18 protein-coding genes are annotated in these 15,854 nt (G+C 73.5%); 9 read left to right on the plus strand and 9 right to left on the minus strand.

Going from position 1 to position 15,854, the window contains the following annotated elements; translation table 11 throughout:
* Positions 1-64 precede the first annotated feature (64 nt).
* Both E4U91_RS02930 and E4U91_RS02935 read left to right on the plus strand, forming a co-directional pair.
* Complete coding sequence (locus tag E4U91_RS02930) at positions 65-1,096, plus strand: LLM class flavin-dependent oxidoreductase (protein WP_137305063.1); 1,032 nt, start codon at positions 65-67, stop codon at positions 1,094-1,096.
* A gap of 331 nt (positions 1,097-1,427) precedes the next feature.
* The gene (locus E4U91_RS02935; protein ID WP_137305064.1) at positions 1,428-2,072 is read left to right on the plus strand and encodes a GAP family protein; all 645 of its coding nucleotides are present in this window, start codon (positions 1,428-1,430) and stop codon (positions 2,070-2,072) included.
* On the opposite strand, the gene E4U91_RS02940 is transcribed toward E4U91_RS02935, so the two are convergent.
* Together E4U91_RS02940 and E4U91_RS02945 are read right to left on the minus strand one after the other, a co-directional pair.
* Positions 2,065-3,402: a DUF1254 domain-containing protein gene (locus E4U91_RS02940; protein WP_137305065.1), complete on the minus strand. Its 1,338-nt coding sequence runs from the start codon at positions 3,400-3,402 to the stop codon at positions 2,065-2,067. The two genes, E4U91_RS02935 and E4U91_RS02940, sit on opposite strands and share 8 nt — an antisense overlap.
* A gap of 145 nt (positions 3,403-3,547) precedes the next feature.
* Complete coding sequence (locus E4U91_RS02945) at positions 3,548-4,552, minus strand: TauD/TfdA dioxygenase family protein (RefSeq protein ID WP_137305066.1); 1,005 nt, start codon at positions 4,550-4,552, stop codon at positions 3,548-3,550.
* 139 nt (positions 4,553-4,691) lie between these two features.
* Between E4U91_RS02945 and E4U91_RS02950 the strand changes: the two genes are divergently transcribed.
* Positions 4,692-5,522, plus strand: coding sequence for an aldo/keto reductase (locus E4U91_RS02950; protein ID WP_137305067.1), 831 nt, complete (start codon positions 4,692-4,694; stop codon positions 5,520-5,522).
* Between the two features lie 18 nt (positions 5,523-5,540).
* Here the strand turns inward: E4U91_RS02950 and E4U91_RS02955 are convergent, their stop codons facing one another.
* The 5 genes from E4U91_RS02955 to E4U91_RS02975 form a co-directional block, all read right to left on the minus strand.
* Positions 5,541-6,008, minus strand: coding sequence for a peroxiredoxin (locus E4U91_RS02955; protein WP_137305068.1), 468 nt, complete (start codon positions 6,006-6,008; stop codon positions 5,541-5,543).
* Positions 6,005-6,385: a MauE/DoxX family redox-associated membrane protein gene (locus E4U91_RS02960; protein ID WP_137305069.1), complete on the minus strand. Its 381-nt coding sequence runs from the start codon at positions 6,383-6,385 to the stop codon at positions 6,005-6,007. The genes E4U91_RS02955 and E4U91_RS02960 overlap by 4 nt, the downstream gene beginning before the upstream one ends.
* Positions 6,386-6,463: 78 nt before the next feature.
* Positions 6,464-6,967, minus strand: a complete 504-nt coding sequence (locus tag E4U91_RS02965) for a MarR family winged helix-turn-helix transcriptional regulator (RefSeq protein WP_137305070.1) — start codon at positions 6,965-6,967, stop codon at positions 6,464-6,466.
* 100 nt (positions 6,968-7,067) lie between these two features.
* The gene (locus E4U91_RS02970) at positions 7,068-7,481 is read right to left on the minus strand and encodes a VOC family protein (RefSeq protein WP_137305071.1); all 414 of its coding nucleotides are present in this window, start codon (positions 7,479-7,481) and stop codon (positions 7,068-7,070) included.
* A gap of 10 nt (positions 7,482-7,491) precedes the next feature.
* A complete protein-coding gene (locus E4U91_RS02975; RefSeq protein ID WP_241678818.1) occupies positions 7,492-7,866 on the minus strand; it encodes a helix-turn-helix transcriptional regulator in 375 nt (124 codons plus the stop codon).
* 166 nt (positions 7,867-8,032) lie between these two features.
* On the opposite strand from E4U91_RS02975, the gene E4U91_RS02980 reads away from it, so the two are divergent.
* From E4U91_RS02980 to hemC, 5 genes are all read left to right on the plus strand, one after another.
* Positions 8,033-8,476 (plus strand): VOC family protein, encoded by a 444-nt coding sequence (locus tag E4U91_RS02980; RefSeq protein WP_137305072.1) that lies wholly within the window; start codon positions 8,033-8,035, stop codon positions 8,474-8,476.
* 92 nt (positions 8,477-8,568) lie between these two features.
* Entirely contained in the window at positions 8,569-10,995 is a 2,427-nt protein-coding gene (locus E4U91_RS02985) for an ATP-binding cassette domain-containing protein (protein ID WP_137305073.1), read from the plus strand.
* A gap of 152 nt (positions 10,996-11,147) precedes the next feature.
* A complete protein-coding gene (locus E4U91_RS02990) occupies positions 11,148-12,128 on the plus strand; it encodes an ATP-dependent DNA ligase (protein WP_137305074.1) in 981 nt (326 codons plus the stop codon).
* 181 nt (positions 12,129-12,309) lie between these two features.
* On the plus strand, positions 12,310-13,086 hold the full coding sequence (locus E4U91_RS02995; protein WP_137305075.1) for an NPP1 family protein: 777 nt from the start codon (positions 12,310-12,312) through the stop codon (positions 13,084-13,086).
* A gap of 61 nt (positions 13,087-13,147) precedes the next feature.
* Complete coding sequence (gene hemC / locus E4U91_RS03000; protein ID WP_137305076.1) at positions 13,148-14,083, plus strand: hydroxymethylbilane synthase; 936 nt, start codon at positions 13,148-13,150, stop codon at positions 14,081-14,083.
* A 27-nt stretch (positions 14,084-14,110) separates the two neighbouring features.
* Here hemC and E4U91_RS03005 read toward each other — a convergent pair whose 3' ends face one another.
* Positions 14,111-14,635, minus strand: coding sequence for a hypothetical protein (locus E4U91_RS03005; RefSeq protein ID WP_137305077.1), 525 nt, complete (start codon positions 14,633-14,635; stop codon positions 14,111-14,113).
* Positions 14,636-14,742: 107 nt separating this feature from the next.
* Positions 14,743-14,922, minus strand: a complete 180-nt coding sequence (locus E4U91_RS03010) for a hypothetical protein (protein WP_137305078.1) — start codon at positions 14,920-14,922, stop codon at positions 14,743-14,745.
* Positions 14,923-15,049: 127 nt separating this feature from the next.
* On the opposite strand from E4U91_RS03010, the gene E4U91_RS03015 reads away from it, so the two are divergent.
* Entirely contained in the window at positions 15,050-15,841 is a 792-nt protein-coding gene (locus tag E4U91_RS03015) for a SigB/SigF/SigG family RNA polymerase sigma factor (protein ID WP_137305079.1), read from the plus strand.
* The last annotated feature ends 13 nt before the right edge of the window (positions 15,842-15,854 follow it).

Consider the following 15,854-nt stretch of genomic DNA (forward strand, 5'->3'; position numbering starts at 1 on the left):
GTACGATCGACGGCGAAAGACGTGAACGGCACGCGCGCCCGTGCCGTGGACGATGGAGGAGCCCGTGCCGTCCACCCCCCGCCCCCTGCGCAAGCTGGGCTTCCTGACCATCGGCCTGTTCGACGAGGCCGACCCGCGCCGCGGGCACGAGACCACGCTGGAGATCATCGAGCTCGGCGAGCGGCTCGGCTTCGACAGCGCCTGGCTGCGCCACCGGCACCTGCAGTACGGCATCTCCTCACCCGTGGCCGTCCTCGCGGCCGCCTCGCAGCGCACCCGGCGCATCGAACTGGGCACCGCGGTGACACCGCTCGGCTGGGAGAACCCGCTGCGGCTCGCCGAGGACCTGGCCACCGTCGACCTCCTGTCCGGCGGCCGCCTCAACCCGGGCGTCAGCGTGGGCCCGCCGATGCACTACGACCGGGTCCGGGACGCGCTGTACCCGGACACCGCCGACGCCGAGGACTTCTCCTACGAGCGGGTGCGGCGGCTGCTGGCGTTCGTGCGCGGCGAGCCGGCGAGCGCGTTCAGGGGGACGGAGGGCTTCGAGGTGTTCTCCGACCGGGTCCAGCCGCACGCGCCGGGCCTGGGCGGGCGAATGTGGTACGGCGGCGGCAGCCTCGGCTCCGCGCGCTGGGCGGGCGAGCACGGCATGAACCTCCTGACGAGCAGCGTCGTCAAGGCCGAGTCCCCGGACGGCCCCTGGGACTTCGCCGAGATCCAGCTGTCCCTGGTGCGCGCCTTCCGCGCCGCCCATCCCGACGGCGAGGCGGCCCGGGTGTCGCAGGGACTGGTGGTCGTCCCGACCGACTCGGCCACGCCCGGACAGCGCGCGAAGTACGAGGAGTACGCCGCCCGCCGCCTGCCGAGGACGACCACCCCGCAGGGCCCGGGGCGGCTGCTGTTCGCGCCGGACCTGGTGGGCCCCTCCGCGCAGATCGCCGAGCGGCTGCACGCCCACGCGGCGTTCCGCGAGGTCGACGAGGTCGCGTTCGCGCTGCCGTTCGACTTCGAGCACGAGGACTACGTCCAGATCCTCACCGACATGGCCACGGTGCTCGGCCCGGCCCTGGGGTGGAAGCCGGCGGACGGCTAGGACTCGACCCGGCGGCGGCGTCGGCGTCCATGTCGGGGAAGGGCGCGTCGACGCCGTGGAGCGAGAAGAGGCTCTCCAGGAAGTCCGCGGGACGACCGCATGCCGGTCGGTGACGAAGGACGTTCGGCATCGACGTTCCGACGGGGACGGAGCACCTCAGGGGGAGCATCCGTGTCATGGGGCCGGCGGCACGGGCGTGGCCTGCTTGACCCGTCGGGCCGCCCCCTGCACAGTCGGGGCGCGGGACCCTGACGGCCCGCTCCCCCTGCCGTTCGGCCCCCGCCCCCGTCCGGGTCGTGCACGGCCCCGACACCCGGGAGTGACTGGTCCGATGGTCCTCGACCTGATGGTGATCGGTACGGCCATCACCTTGGGGCCCCTGCACAACAGCGCCTTCATCCTGCTGCTCTCCGCGCGGCGCGGCGTCCGCCTGGGCCTGGCATTCCTGTTGTCGTGGCTGGCCAACCTGATCGCCGTGATCGCCGTCGTGGTGCTGCTGACCGGCGGCCAGCCCCCCGCCCGGAACAGCGCCCCCTCGACCGCCGGGATCGCCGCGAAACTCGCCATCGGCCTGGCGCTGGTGCTGTACGGCGCGCACCGGCGGCGCCGCCCGCCCCGCCCGCACGGCCCACCGCGCTGGGCCGCCCGGATCGACAACGCCTCCTGGATCTCGGCCGCCGGTCTGGCCTGGCTGGTGCAGCCCTGGGGACTGGTCGGCGCCGGGGCCGCCACGGTCCTCGAGGCGCACCTCTCCAGCGTCGGCGACTGGCTCGCGCTGACCGGGTACTGCCTGCTCGCCACGCTCAGCCTCATCGTCATGGAGATGTACGCGGTGTGGGCGCCGGCGGCCGCGGGAGCCCGGCTGGACGCCCTGCGGGCCTGGCTGGGCAGGCACCAGGAGCAGCTGCTCGTCACGCTCTGCCTCCTCGCCGGCCTGTGGCTGACGGGCGCGAGCATCTTCCAACTGGTCAGCTGACGTCGGTGCGGCGCAGCGCCGGCGGGGTCCAGTCGCCGGTGAGGGCGGGCTGCCGGGGCCAGTACAGGCGCAGGAAGACGTTGAAGCTGCCCGCGGGGGCCGGGAGCCAGTTGCTCTCGCGGTCGGGCCCCGGGTTCTCGTGCTGGACGTGGATGTCCAGGGAGCCGTCGGGGTTGGTGCGCATGCCGCTGCGGTCACCGATCGCGTACCGGTCCAGCGGGTTGTCGGCGAACAGCTGGCGCTCGTTCATCATCGTGAGGGACCAGAAGCCGTCGACCGGCGGGGTCGCCCCGGCGTCGAAGTGCAGGACGTAGGTGTGGGCGCCGTCCAGGGGCCGGCCGTCGGCGTCGGTGGTGGCGTGCGGGTAGAGGGCGTCGGCGTCGAGGTTGGCCCCGTACCCGAACCGGGTGATGAGCGCGCGCTTGGTGTAGTCGGTGCCGTAGTCCCCGAGGCCGCGGTGCACGGTCCAGCCGCCGACGTTGGCGGACTCCGCCCGGGTGAACAGGTCGTGCAGGGTCTCCGGGCCGCGCCGCGCGCCCGCGTCCAGGGCGGCGAGTTCCTCGGCGGACAGCTCCTCCAGGCTCGCGCCGGGCGCGACGCCGATCTTCGCGAGGCGGCCGAGGAGCGGTGTGTCGGCGGGGTTGGGAGGGTTGTCCACCATCGACTGGTTCAGCAAGGTGAAGTAGGCGCGGCCGCCGAGGGCGTGGACCTGGTCGACGGGCATCGTCGTGGTGTCGGCCCCGGCGGGGACGGGGACATCGGTGGGAGGGGTGTGGTCGTCCGGGTCGCCGGTCCACTCCGACAGGGGAACCAGCCGCGTGGCGTCCTGGAGCCGGTTGACGGCCGGGAAGTCCGACGGGCCGCTGGTCGCGTACCGGGCGATGATCCAGCCCACCGCGGTGGGCGACCTCAGCAGGGTCAGGCCGGGCGGGGTCGGTTGCGACCAGGACGGCCCGGCGATCAGGAACGGGCCCGCGGACGAGCCGTGCGTGCGCCGGCCGACGACGGCGCAGACGTCGGACCAGGCGTCCAGGATCGGGACCATCCAGAAGCGGTCGCCGAAGTCGGGCAGGGTCAGCACCAGGGGCTGCTCGGACAGGTCGAGCCAGGCACTGGAGTACAGGGTGTCGGCGTTCGGCGAGACGACCTCGGTGAAGTCGGCGTCCGGGGTGGTGCGCATGTAGCAGAACTGGTTGACCGGCGCCTTGCGGCGCCCGTCGTCCCGGGCCGGGACCGCCGTCATGACGGCCTTCGTCACGGCCGCGGTGACCAGCGGGTACCCGTAGAGCCAGGCCTCCGTCGCCAGCTGCTCCATCGACTCGTCCGTCATCGGCTTCTCCCAGGTGCTCCGGCGGATTCCGTCCGGGCCCGACGCTACGAGCGCCACCCGTCCCCCGCGCGGCGGGTCCGCCGAACGGGCGACACGGACGGGACGGGGCGGCCGGGCCGTGCCGATGGGAACGGCACGACCCGGCTCACCACCGCCCGGGCGCGGTCCCCACGACCGGCTCGGACGGCCGGCCGTCCACGCCGACGGGTACGTCCCCGGCGAGCATCACCCGGTGCATGGTCCGGGGGAAGTCCAGGTGGGCGGTGTCGGAGGGGGCGAGGTGGACGGTGGCCCGGTTGTCCCAGAAGGCGACGCTGCCCGGCTCCCAGCGCAGGCGGACGGTGTACTCCGGCCGCACCACCTGCTCCAGCAGCATGTCGAGCACCGCCCGGCTCTCCGGCCGGGACAGGTCGGTGATCTGCTCGACGTAGTAGCCGTTGACGTACAGCACGCGCTCGCCCGTCTCGGGGTGGACGCGCACCAGCGGGTGCACGGAGGCGACCTGGCGCTCCAGCAGGTGCCGCACATAGGCGTCGTCGCCGGGGCGGGGCTGGTAGCCCACCCCGAGCCGGTGCTCGGCGCGCAGCCCGTCGACGAACCGCCGTACGGGCGCGGACAGTCCCGCGTACGCGGCGGCCAGGTTGGCCCAGGTGGTGTCGCCGCCGTACGGCGGGACCGTCTCGGCGCGCAGGATCGTGAAGGCCGGCGGGTCGACGCGGGCGCCGTGGTCGCAGTGCCAGCCGCGCAGCAGCGTGTGCCGGCGTCGCCCCAGCCACTCCTCGTGCTCCATACCGAACCGGCCGCCCAGCTCCAGCCGGTCGGCGGTCGTCTCGACCTCGGGGAAGGCGGCCGGTGACGCGCTGCCGCGCCGGGGCAGCACGACCGGCTCCCCGAAGCGGCGCGCGAACGCCACGTGCCCGGCGTGGTCCAGGCGCTGCCCGCGGAAGAAGACCACCTTCCAGCGCAGCACCGCCGCCCGGACCGCGGCGACGCGGGCGTCGTCGAGGGGGCCGGCGAGGTCGACGCCCTCGATGTCCGCCCCGATGTGCCCGGCGGCCGGTGTCACCGAGATCCCGGCCGCCTTCGCGGCCGTCTCCCAGTCCGTCGTCCCCTGCGCCGTCGTCCCCTGCGTCGTCCGGTCCGTCGTCATGCGCGCTCCGTGATCGTCGGTACGGGTCGACTGGATCGTGTCAGTGATCGGCGCCGGTGGCGACCACCCGTCCGCTTGATCGATCGCGGGGCCGTCACGGAGGCTGGGGGTGCACGACACCGTCAAGGGAAGGCCGCACGTGATCAGCATCCCCACGCACACGCTCAACGACGGCACGACGCTCCCGGCCGTCGGCCTCGGCACCTGGCCGATGGACGACGCCGAGGCGGAACGGGCGGTCGCCGAGGCGCTCGGCCTGGGCTACCGCCTGGTGGACACGGCGACGAACTACCGCAACGAGACCGGGGTGGGACGTGGCCTCGCGCACGCCGGCGTGGACCGCGAGGAGATCGTCGTGACGACCAAGCTCCCGGGCCGCCACCATGGTTACGAGGAGACCCTCGCCTCCTTCGAGGAGTCGCGCCGCCGCCTCGGCGTGGACTACGTCGACCTGTACCTGATCCACTGGCCGCTCCCCCGGGTCGACCGGTACGTCGACTCCTGGCGGGCCATGATCAAGCTCCGCGAGGACGGCCTGGTCCGCTCCCTCGGCGTCTCCAACTTCACCGCCGGGCACATCGAGCGGCTGGAGAAGGAGACCGGGGTACTGCCCTCGGTCAACCAGATCGAGCTGCACCCGCTCTTCCCCCAGGACGCGCTGCGCGCCTTCCACGCCGCCAAGGGCATCGTCACCGAGAGCTGGAGCCCGCTGGGCCGGGGCTCGGAGCTGCTGGAGGACCCGGCGGTGGCCTCCGTCGCCGAGGCGCACGGCGTGACGCCGGCCCAGGCGGTCCTGCGCTGGCACGTCCAGCTCGGCGCCCTGCCCATCCCGAAGTCGGCCGACCCCGAGCGGCAGCGGGCCAACCTGGACGTGTTCGGCTTCGAGCTGGACGCCGACCAGCTGGCGGCGATCGGCGGGCGCGCCCACCGGCGGCTGGGCGGGGACCCCGAGACCCACGAGGAGTTCTGACGCACCCGGTACGGCGTGTCAGCCGCGGTGGGCCCGCACCGCGGCCAGCGCGCGGTCCGCGTGGGTGTTCATGCGCAGTTCGCTGCGCACGACCTCCAGGACCGTGCGGTCCGGCCCGATGACGAAGGTGACCCGCTTGGTGGGCGCCAGGGAGAAGCCCCGCTTCACGCCGAACCGCTCCCGGACCGCGCCGTCCTCGTCGGACAGCAGCGGCATGCCGAGGGTGTGGCGCCCGGCGAACTCCTGCTGGCGGTCGACGGGGTCCCCGCTGATGCCGACCGGGCGCGCGCCCGCCTCGGCGAACTCGGCGGCCAGGTCCCGGAAGTGGCAGGCCTCGGCGGTGCAGCCCGGGGTGAGCGCGGCCGGGTAGAAGAACAGCACCACCGGCCCGTCGTCGAGCAGCTCCGACAGCGTGCGCACGGTGCCCGTCTCGTCGGGCAGGGAGAAGTCCTCGACGCGGTCGCCCACCTGCGGCGCCCGGGTCACGACCGGCCCTCCGTACCCGCCGCGACGCCCCGCGCCCACAGCACGAGCGGCACCTGCAGCGGCAGGCGCGCGAAGGCGGCGGCCTTCTGCGGGGCGGGCCGGTCGCGCCAGTCCAGCGCCATCTTCACGTTGGCCGGGAACACTCCGGCGAAGAAGGCCGCGGTGGCCAGCGCGGCACCGCGCCGGGTGCGCGGCAGGGCGAGGCCGGCCGCCAGCGCCAGCTCGGCGGCGCCGCTGGCGTAGGTCCAGGCGCGGGGCGTGCCCGGCAGGGCCTGCGGCACGATCGCGTCGAAGGGGCGGGGGGAGGCGAAGTGGGCGGCGCCGGCGACGGCCAGCAGGCCCGCGAGCAGCAGGGGTGAGCGTTCGGACCGTGACACGGTTCCTCCTCGGACGACCAGGCGCGCGATATTACTGGACGGTACGCACCCCTCGGGCAGCGACCCCCGCGCGCCGGCTCACCCCTCGTCGGCGTCGTACGCCAGGAAGTCGTCGACCATCCGGTGGAACAGGGAGGCGAGTTGGTGCAGCTCCTCGGGCGACCAGTGGGACAGCGCCCGCTGCATCCCGCCGACGCCGGCCGCACGGACCCGGTCGACGGCTTGCCGTCCGGCGTCCGTGAGCTCGATGCGCTGGGCGCGGCCGTCGTCCGGGTCGGGCACGCGCGTGACGTGCCCCGACCTCTCCAACTGCTGCACGGTGCGCGTGACGTGGGACGCCTCCACCCCGAGCCGCTGGGCGAGCTCCCCGGGCCGCAGCGGCTCGCAGTCGGCGACCTGCCGCAGCAGCGCCACGGCCGCCCGGTCCAGCGGCACGCCGGCCAGGGCTCTCAGCCGCTCGTGCCGGCGCGCCCGCGTGCTCAGGTAGGTGACGCGGGTGAGCGCGCGCTCGATCTCGATCACTTCCGGCGGGGCGGGGGGCACGACGGGGCCGGGGTCGGGGTCGTCGGGGTCGGGCGGCATGCGGCCGACCGTACCATCTCGTTGCGTAAGGCAAGTAAGTTGCCCCGTCGTGCCGCACGCGGGGCCGGACGGGCCCTGTTCTCGCGCGGCCGGACGGGCCCTACTTCAGCGGCTGGGTGAAGCGCAGCAGATTGCCCGCCGGGTCGCGGAACGCGCAGTCCCGCATGCCGTAGGGCTGGTCCATCGGCTCCTGGAGCACCTCGGCACCCGCGCCGCTGATGCGCTCGAAGGTCGCGTCGCAGTCGGGCGTCGTGAAGATGACGCCGCGCAGCAGGCCCTTGGCCATCAGCTCCGCCATCGTGCGCCGGTCGTCCGGCGAGGCGTTGGGATCGGCGAGGGGCGGCTCCAGGACGATGTTCACGTCCGGTTGCTCGGGCGACCCGACGGTCACCCAGCGCATCCCCTCGAACCCGACGTCGTTGCGCACCTCGAGACCGAGCACGTCCCGGTAGAAGGCGACCGCCGCGTCGGGGTCGTCGACCGCGATGAAGCACTGGGAAAGCTTGATGTCCATGCCGCCGAGGCTACGGCCCGGCGGGGCGGCCCGCTTCTCCGTTCCTGACCGGACGCGTGTGGATCTTGGCGATGCACGCGGGGATGGCGGCGCCGTCCTCGTGGTCGCGGGCCCGGTAGGCGCTCGGGCTCTCGCCGACCAGCTCGGTGAACCGCGAGCTGAACGAGCCCAGCGACGTACAACCGACCGCGAAGCAGACCTCGGTCACGGTCAGGTCGCCGCGCCGCAGCAGGGCCTTGGCCCGCTCGATGCGGCGGGTCATGAGGTAGCTGTACGGCGTCTCGCCGTAGGCGGCGCGGAAGCTGCGGGAGAAGTGGCCCGGGGACATCAGCGCCTCGCGCGCGAGCGCCGGGACGTCGAGCGGCTGCTCGTAGTCGCGGTCCATCCGGTCGCGGGCCCGCCGCAGCCGGACGAGGTCGTCGAGGCTCTGCCGTTTCACCCCCCGAGTCTCGCACGGCGCCGCCGACGGGACCGTCCGTCGAGGCGGATCCGTGCAGACCGGTCAGGATCGGAGAAGCGCCGGCCGCGGCGGCGCTCCTAGCGTGGTCGGCATGGAGTTCATCGTGCAGTGGACCTTCCTCCCCCACGACGACCCCGACGACGCGCTGGCCTTCTACCGTGACGCCCTCGGCTTCGAGGTCCGCGCCGACGTCGGCAGCGGAGCGCGGCGCCGGATCGCGGTCGGCCCCCCGGGGCGCACCGGCACGGCGATCGTGCTGGAGCCGCCGGGCGCCACGCACGGCGTCACCGACGACGAGCGCCGCACCATCGCCGAGATGATGGCCAAGGGCACCTACGCCCGGATCACCCTGGCCACCGACGACCTGGACGCCGCCTTCACCCGGCTCCGGGCGCGCGGCGCCGAGGTCGTCCAGGAGCCGGCCGAGCAGCCGTACGGCGTCCGCGACTGCGCCGTCCGCGACCCCGCGGGCAACCTCGTCCGCATCACCGAGATCGGCGCCGGCGCGCCGGGCATCGGCCTGCTGCCCGGATGAGCGGTGGCCATACTGCTCGACAAGCTGGTCGGATCGGACGCGGCGACGCCGGACGGAGCGCGGGGGCGGCCCCGCCCACGGAGGGAGACACGATGAGCACGACCACGAGGAGCACAGCGGCGGCGAAGGACTCGCGGACCGCGGGGGCCACGACCGGGGCGTCCGCGGCGCACGTGGCCGACAGCCACGACCTGATCCGGGTGCACGGCGCCCGCGAGAACAACCTCAAGGACGTGAGCGTCGAGATCCCCAAACGCCGGCTGACCGTGTTCACCGGGGTCTCCGGTTCCGGCAAGAGCTCGCTGGTCTTCGACACCATCGCCGCCGAGTCGCAGCGGCTGATCAACGAGACGTACAGCGCCTTCGTGCAGGGCTTCATGCCGACGCTGGCCCGCCCCGAGGTCGACGTGCTCGACGGGCTCACCACCGTGATCACCGTGGACCAGCAGCGGATGGGCGCCGACCCCCGCTCGACGGTGGGCACCGCCACCGACGCCAACGCGATGCTGCGGATCCTGTTCAGCCGGCTCGGGCGGCCCCACATCGGCGGGCCCAAGGCGTTCTCCTTCAACGTCGCGTCGATCAGCGGGGCCGGTGCCGTCACCGTCGAGCGCGGCGGGCAGAAGGTGAAGGAGCGGCGCAGCTTCAGCATCACCGGCGGGATGTGTCCGCGCTGCGAGGGCCGGGGCGCCGTCACCGACCTCGACCTCACCCAGCTCTACGACGACTCCAAGTCGCTGAACGAGGGTGCGCTGACCGTTCCCGGCTACAGGTCGGGCGGCTGGAACTACCGGCTGTACACCGAGTCGGGCCTTTTCGACCCGGACAAGCCGATCCGCGCGTACACCAAGCGGGAGCTGCAGGACTTCCTGTACCGCGAGCCGACCCGCATGAAGATCGCGGGCATCAACATGACGTACGAGGGGCTGGTGCCGCGCATCCAGAAGTCGATGCTCGCCAAGGACAAGGAGGCGATGCAGCCGCACATCCGCGAGTTCGTGGACCGCGCGGTCACCTTCACCACCTGTCCGGACTGCGGGGGCACCCGGCTCACCGCGGCGGCCCGCTCCTCGACGATCGGGGGCGTCAGCATCGCCGACGCCTGCGCGATGCAGATCAGCGACCTGGCCGCCTGGGTCCGCGCGCTGGACGAGCCGTCGGTGGCGCCGCTGCTGACCGCGCTGGGGCAGACCCTGGACTCGTTCGTGGAGATCGGCCTCGGCTACCTCTCGCTGGACCGTCCCGCGGGCACGCTGTCCGGCGGCGAGGCCCAGCGCACCAAGATGATCCGGCACCTGGGCTCCTCGCTCACCGACGTCACCTACGTCTTCGACGAGCCGACCACCGGGCTGCACCCGCACGACATCCAGCGGATGAACGACCTGCTGCTGCGGCTGCGCGACAAGGGCAACACCGTGCTGGTGGTCGAGCACAAGCCGGAGGTCGTCGCGATCGCCGACCACGTGGTCGACCTGGGTCCGGGCGCGGGCACGGCGGGCGGCACCGTCTGCTTCGAGGGCACCGTCGAGGGCCTGCGGAGCAGCGGCACGGTCACCGGCCGGCACTTCGACGACCGGGCCGCGCTGAAGGACTCCGTGCGCGAACCCACCGGGACGCTGGAGATCCGCGGCGCGAACGCCCACAACCTGCGGGACGTGGACGTCGACCTGCCGCTGGGCGTGCTCTGCGTGATCACCGGTGTCGCGGGCTCGGGCAAGAGCTCGCTGGTGCGCGGCTCGATCCCCGCCTCACAGGGCGTGGTCTTCGTGGACCAGACCCCGATCCGCGGCTCACGGCGCAGCAACCCGGCCACGTACACCGGGCTGCTCGAACCGATCCGCAAGGCGTTCGCCAAGGCCAACGGCGTGAAGCCGGCCCTGTTCAGCGCCAACTCCGAGGGCGCCTGCCCCACCTGCAACGGCGCCGGCGTCATCTACACCGACCTGGCGATGATGGCGGGCGTCTCCACCACCTGCGAGGAGTGCGAGGGCAAGCGGTTCGACGCGTCGGTGCTGGAATACCACCTGGGCGGCCGGGACATCAGCGAGGTGCTCGCGATGTCGGTGACCGAGGCGGAGGAGTTCTTCGGCAGCGGCGAGGCGCGCACCCCGGCCGCGCACGCGGTCCTCGGCCGGCTCGTCGACGTCGGCCTCGGCTACCTCACCCTCGGCCAGCCCCTGACCACGCTGTCGGGCGGCGAGCGGCAGCGCCTGAAGCTGGCCACGCACATGGCCGACAAGGGCGGTGTCTACGTCCTCGACGAGCCGACCGCGGGCCTGCACCTCGCCGACGTCGAGCAACTGCTGGGCCTGCTCGACCGGCTCGTCGACGCGGGCAAGTCCGTCATCGTCGTGGAGCACCACCAGGCGGTGATGGCCCACGCCGACTGGATCGTCGACCTGGGCCCCGGCGCCGGCCACGACGGCGGCCGCGTCGTCTTCGAGGGCACCCCGACGGCCCTGGTGACCTCCCGCACGACCCTGACGGGCGAACACCTGGCGGCTTACGTGGGGCGGTGACACGGGGCGATGACGCGGGGCGATGACGCGGGGCGGTGACGCGGGGCGGTGACGCGGGCAACCGCCCGCCGTCCCGGCGCGGCTGACGCCCGTTCAGGGGAAACCGCCCCGGTGCGGGCGTGGCGGGGCGTGGGGGTGTCGACATGTGAGCCGTGGAACTGCCGCTGATCGCCCCCATGCTCGCCACCCCCGGCACGCTGCCGCCCCCCGGTCAGGACGAGCGGTGGGCCTACGAGACCAAGCAGGACGGTCAGCGGGCCGTGGTGTACCTGACCGGGGACGGCGGGCTGGTCCTGCGGTCCCGTTCGGGGGACGACATCACCGGGGCCTACCCGGAGCTGCGGCCGCTGGGGGCGGCGCTCGGCGGGACGGCCGCCGTGCTGGACGGTGAGGTGCTGGCCCTGGACGCGCAGGGGCGGGCCGACTTCCAGCTGCTCCAGTCGAGGATGGGGCTCGCCCACGCGCCCGCCCGCGCGGCCCGGCTCGCGGCGCGGGCGCCGGTGCACCTGGTGCTGTTCGACGCCCTGCACCTGGGCGGCCGCCCGTTGCTGCGGCTGCCGTACGCCCAGCGCCGGGCGGAGCTCCTCGCGCTGGGCCTGGACGGTCCCCTGTGGTCGACCCCCGCCGCGCTCGTGGGACACGGCCGGGAGGCGCTGGAGGCCACGCGTGCCCACGGCCTGGAGGGGCTGGTGTGCAAGCGGCTTGACTCCCCGTACGAGCCGGGCGTGCGCTCCCGCAACTGGGTCAAGATCCGCAACATGCGGGGCGTGGACGTCCTGGTCGGCGGCTGGTCGCCCGGCCGGGGCCGGCTGACCGGAACCTTCGGCGCCCTGCTGGTCGGACAGCGCACCGGGACGGGCCTGCGGTACGTCGGCAGCGTCGGCACCGGCTGGAGCGAGGCCGAGCGCGCCCACACGGCCGGGCTGCTGCGGGACCTGGCGACGGACACCTGCCCCTTCGACCCGGTCCCGCCGGCGGCGGGCGCGCACTGGGTGGTGCCCCGGCTGGTCGGCGAGGTCCGGCACAGCACCCGCACCCGGGCGGGCATGCTGCGCCAGCCCTCGTGGCTGCGGCTGCGCCCCGACCTCACCCCGGAGGAGTCGGCCGCGGACCTGCCGGAGGAGTTCGCCTGACGGAGTGCCAGGGAATCCGCAGCGCCGGGTCCGTGGGCGGCGCGGGGAAATATTGGGCTGGGCTTCACCGCCGATACGCCTGTGACCCCTTGGCACCGCTGGGAAACGCCGGGAAGCTGAACTGCCGAACTTCCCTTCCCCCCACAGCCGTTGGGCTGCGCCCGGACCCGAGGAGGACGCAGTGGCGTCACCGTCGTTCAAGGCACACCGCAGGAGGTGGCTCACCGGACTCGCCGGTGCGGCCGCGCTCGTCCTGGCCGTCCCGGCCGTCGCCTGGGCCGCACCGCCGCCGGCCCTGCCGTCCAACGCCGAGGCGGCCGAACTGACGTACCAGCCGGCGTTCGACTACGACACCGACGGCTGCTACGCCACGCCGGCCATCGGTTCCGACGGCACCGTCAACGGGGGCCTCAACCCGACCGGCGCGCTCAACGGCAACTGCCGGGACGCCTCCGACCTGGACAACACCAACAGCTACTCGCGCTACAAGTGCAACAACGGCTGGTGCGGCTACCTGTACGGCCTGTACTTCGAGAAGGACCAGGCGCTCGCGGGCACCAGCATCGGCGGGCACCGGCACGACTGGGAGCACGTCGTGGTGTGGGTGCAGAGCGGCCAGGTCAAGTACGTCTCCACGTCCAACCACGGTTCGTTCACCGTGCACGACGTCTCCACGGTCCGCTTCGAGGGCACGCACGCGAAGGTCGTCTACCACAAGGACGGCATCAGCACCCACTGCTTCCGCCTGGCGAACTCCAACGACGAGCCGCCGGAGAACCACAAGCACACCTGGCAGTACCCGCCGCTGGTGGGCTGGAACGGCTACCCGGCGGGCCTGCGCGACAAGTTGAGCGCGTACGACTTCGGCAGCGCCAACTTCGGCCTGAAGGATGCAAGCTTCGCCTCGCACCTGTCGTCGGCGAAGCCGTCGGGGATCCCCTTCGATCCCAACGCCTGACCCGCGCGCCCCTCGCGGGACGTGTCACCCGCAAGTCCCGCGAGGGTCTATCGTGTCCCGCATGTCCGTTCCCGAAGTGATCCGGATCGTCTCCCGCGACTCACCCATGGCACTGGCCCAAGTCGAGCGGGTGCGGGCGGAGTTGGCCGCCCTGTACCCGTCCGTGCGCACCGAGGTCGTGCCCGTGCGCACGACCGGCGACAAGTGGTTGGGCGACCTGTCCCAGGTGGAGGGCAAGGGCGCCTTCACCAAGGAGGTCGACGCCGCGCTGCTGGCCGGTGAGGCGGACCTCGCGGTGCACTGCGTCAAGGACGTGCCGGCGGACCGGCCGCTGCCCGCGGGCACGGTGTTCGCCGCGTTCCTCAAGCGCGACGACATCCGCGACGCCCTGGTCCACCCGGGCGGACTGACCCTCGACGAACTCCCGGACGGCACCCGCGTCGGCACCTCGTCGGTGCGCCGGGTGGCCCAGCTCGCGGCCACGCACCCGCACCTGGACTGCGTGCCGTTCCGCGGCAACGCCAACCGGCGGCTGGAGAAGCTGGCGGCCGGGGAGGCGGACGCGCTGCTGCTGGCCGTGTCGGGCCTGGAGCGCATCGGCCGCACCGACGTGATCAGCGAGGTGCTGTCGCCCGAGGCGATGATGCCGCCGATCGGCGCGGGCATCCTGGCCCTGCAGTGCCGTGAGGGCGACGCCCGGCTGATCGACGCGGTCAGCGCGCTCGGCGATCCGGCGACCCACCGGGAGGCGGCCGCGGAGCGGATGTTCCTGCACGTCCTGCAGGGCCACTGCAACAGCCCGATCGCGGGCTACGCGCGCGTCGACCGCACCGGTGAACTCTCGCTGCGCGCCTGTGTGTTCACACCCGACGGCAAGACCCGGCTGAACGCCCACGAATGGGCCGGCGCGCTGGACCCGGCCACGCTGGGCACGTCGGTGGCGGTGGCGCTGCTGCGGCAGGGCGCCCGGGAGATCATCGACGGCATCCCGCACTGACACCGGGGCACCGGCCGACCGCCTTGCTCAGGCGGTGCCTTCCTCGGCCTGCCGGCGCAGGAAGCTGCTCACCTGGTGCGCCAGGACGTCGTGCGTGGTGGCGCCGGCCGGGGCCCAGGCACCCTCGTCGCACAGGCCGAGCCCGCCGGTCCACAGCCGGCGGTCGGCCCAGTCGTCGTCGACGCGGACCTGGACCTGCACGTCCACCTGGCCGAGCGCGCTCTCCGGCCCGGCGGCGAACAGCACCGCGGTGACCCGGCGCAGGGGGTAGACGTCGAAGCCCTCGATGAACTGGCTGTTGCGCCAGTCGACGAACGCGCTCTCCCCCTCGGTGCCGACCCGCACGTCGATCTGACCGTCCTCGAGGTGGACGGTGAAGCGCCGTTCGCCACGGTTCTCGACGGTGATCCGCAGCCGGAAGTAGGTCAGTCCGTCGGCGGCGTCGTCGCGTCCGCGCGGGGGTTCGGCCCGCTCGAGTCCGTGGACGCGCAGACGCAGACCGGCATGCTCGTCGTACTCCTGCCAGTCCCCGACCACGTTCGGCTCGTACACAATCCACCTCTCGACGTCCGTCGGCTGCTTCCTATCCGTGGGCCGAGCGGACTGTCAAATGAGCAGAATGCGCTGTGGCCTGGGGAATCAGCCCCTTTGATCGTCGATCAAGCCGTGCGCTGGAAGAACTCGCCCGCGGTCCGCCGGGGGCGTCGCGCGGGCGTGCCGCACATCACGTCGCCGGGCGGGATCAGCGGGGGCGGCGGCGCAGTGGGGGCGCCGAGCGCGGCGAGGGCCCGGCGGCGGCCGGCACGGGCCCCGCCACCCCGGTGGAGCAATACCGGCATTTGGTTTCATATCACCCTGTTGGGGGAATGATGCCGACAGTGCTTCGGACCGGAGGCACATGCGCGGGGCCCCGCAGGGACCCGCGATGGTCCGTCCACCCGGCACTCCGCTGAGGGAGGGTCGCGCATGCGTACCACCGTCAGGACCCGTCAGCACCCGCACGACGACGCCCCCGACACGGGTGCCGACTTCCTCCGCCTCTCCCGCCTGCCCGACGGCCCCGAGCGCAAGGCGCTGCGGGACGACCTCGTGAAGGCGTGGCTGCCGATGGCCGAGCGCATCGCCGTGCGCTTCCGCGGCCGCGGCGAGAGCACCGAGGACCTCTACCAGGTGGCCGCGCTGGGCCTGGTCAAGGCGGTCGACCACTACGACCCGGGACGCGGGCGGGCCTTCGAGGCGTACGCCGTGCCGACGATCACCGGCGAGATCAAGCGCCACTTCCGCGACCATATGTGGACGCTGCACGTGCCCCGTCGCGTCCAGGATTTGCGCAACCGCGTCCGGCACGCCCTCAAGGACCTCTCCGCGACCACCCCGGGCCGCGCTCCCACCGTCGCGGAGGTCGCCGCGTACGCCCAGCTGAGCGAGGACGAGGTGCGCACCGGCATGGAGGCGCTGGAGTGCTTCTCCACGCTGTCGCTGGAGGCCGAGCTGCCCGGCACCGACGGGTACGCCCTGGAGGACGCGCTGGGCGAGCGCGACCCGGGCTACGACACGGTCGTGGACCGGGTGGCCGTCGCACCGTGCCTGCGCTCCCTGCCGGAGCGCGAGCGGACCATCCTCTACCTGCGGTTCTTCGGCGGGATGACCCAGAGCCGGATCGCCGAGCAGCTGGGGATCTCGCAGATGCACGTCTCGCGGCTGCTCAGCGGCTGCTTCGCCCAGCTGCGGGAGGACGTGCTCGCCGAGCGGCGGTGAGGGCGCCCGGGGT

The sequence above is a fragment of the Streptomyces lasalocidi genome (genome assembly GCF_005280215.1).
Lineage (GTDB): Bacteria > Actinomycetota > Actinomycetes > Streptomycetales > Streptomycetaceae > Streptomyces > Streptomyces longwoodensis.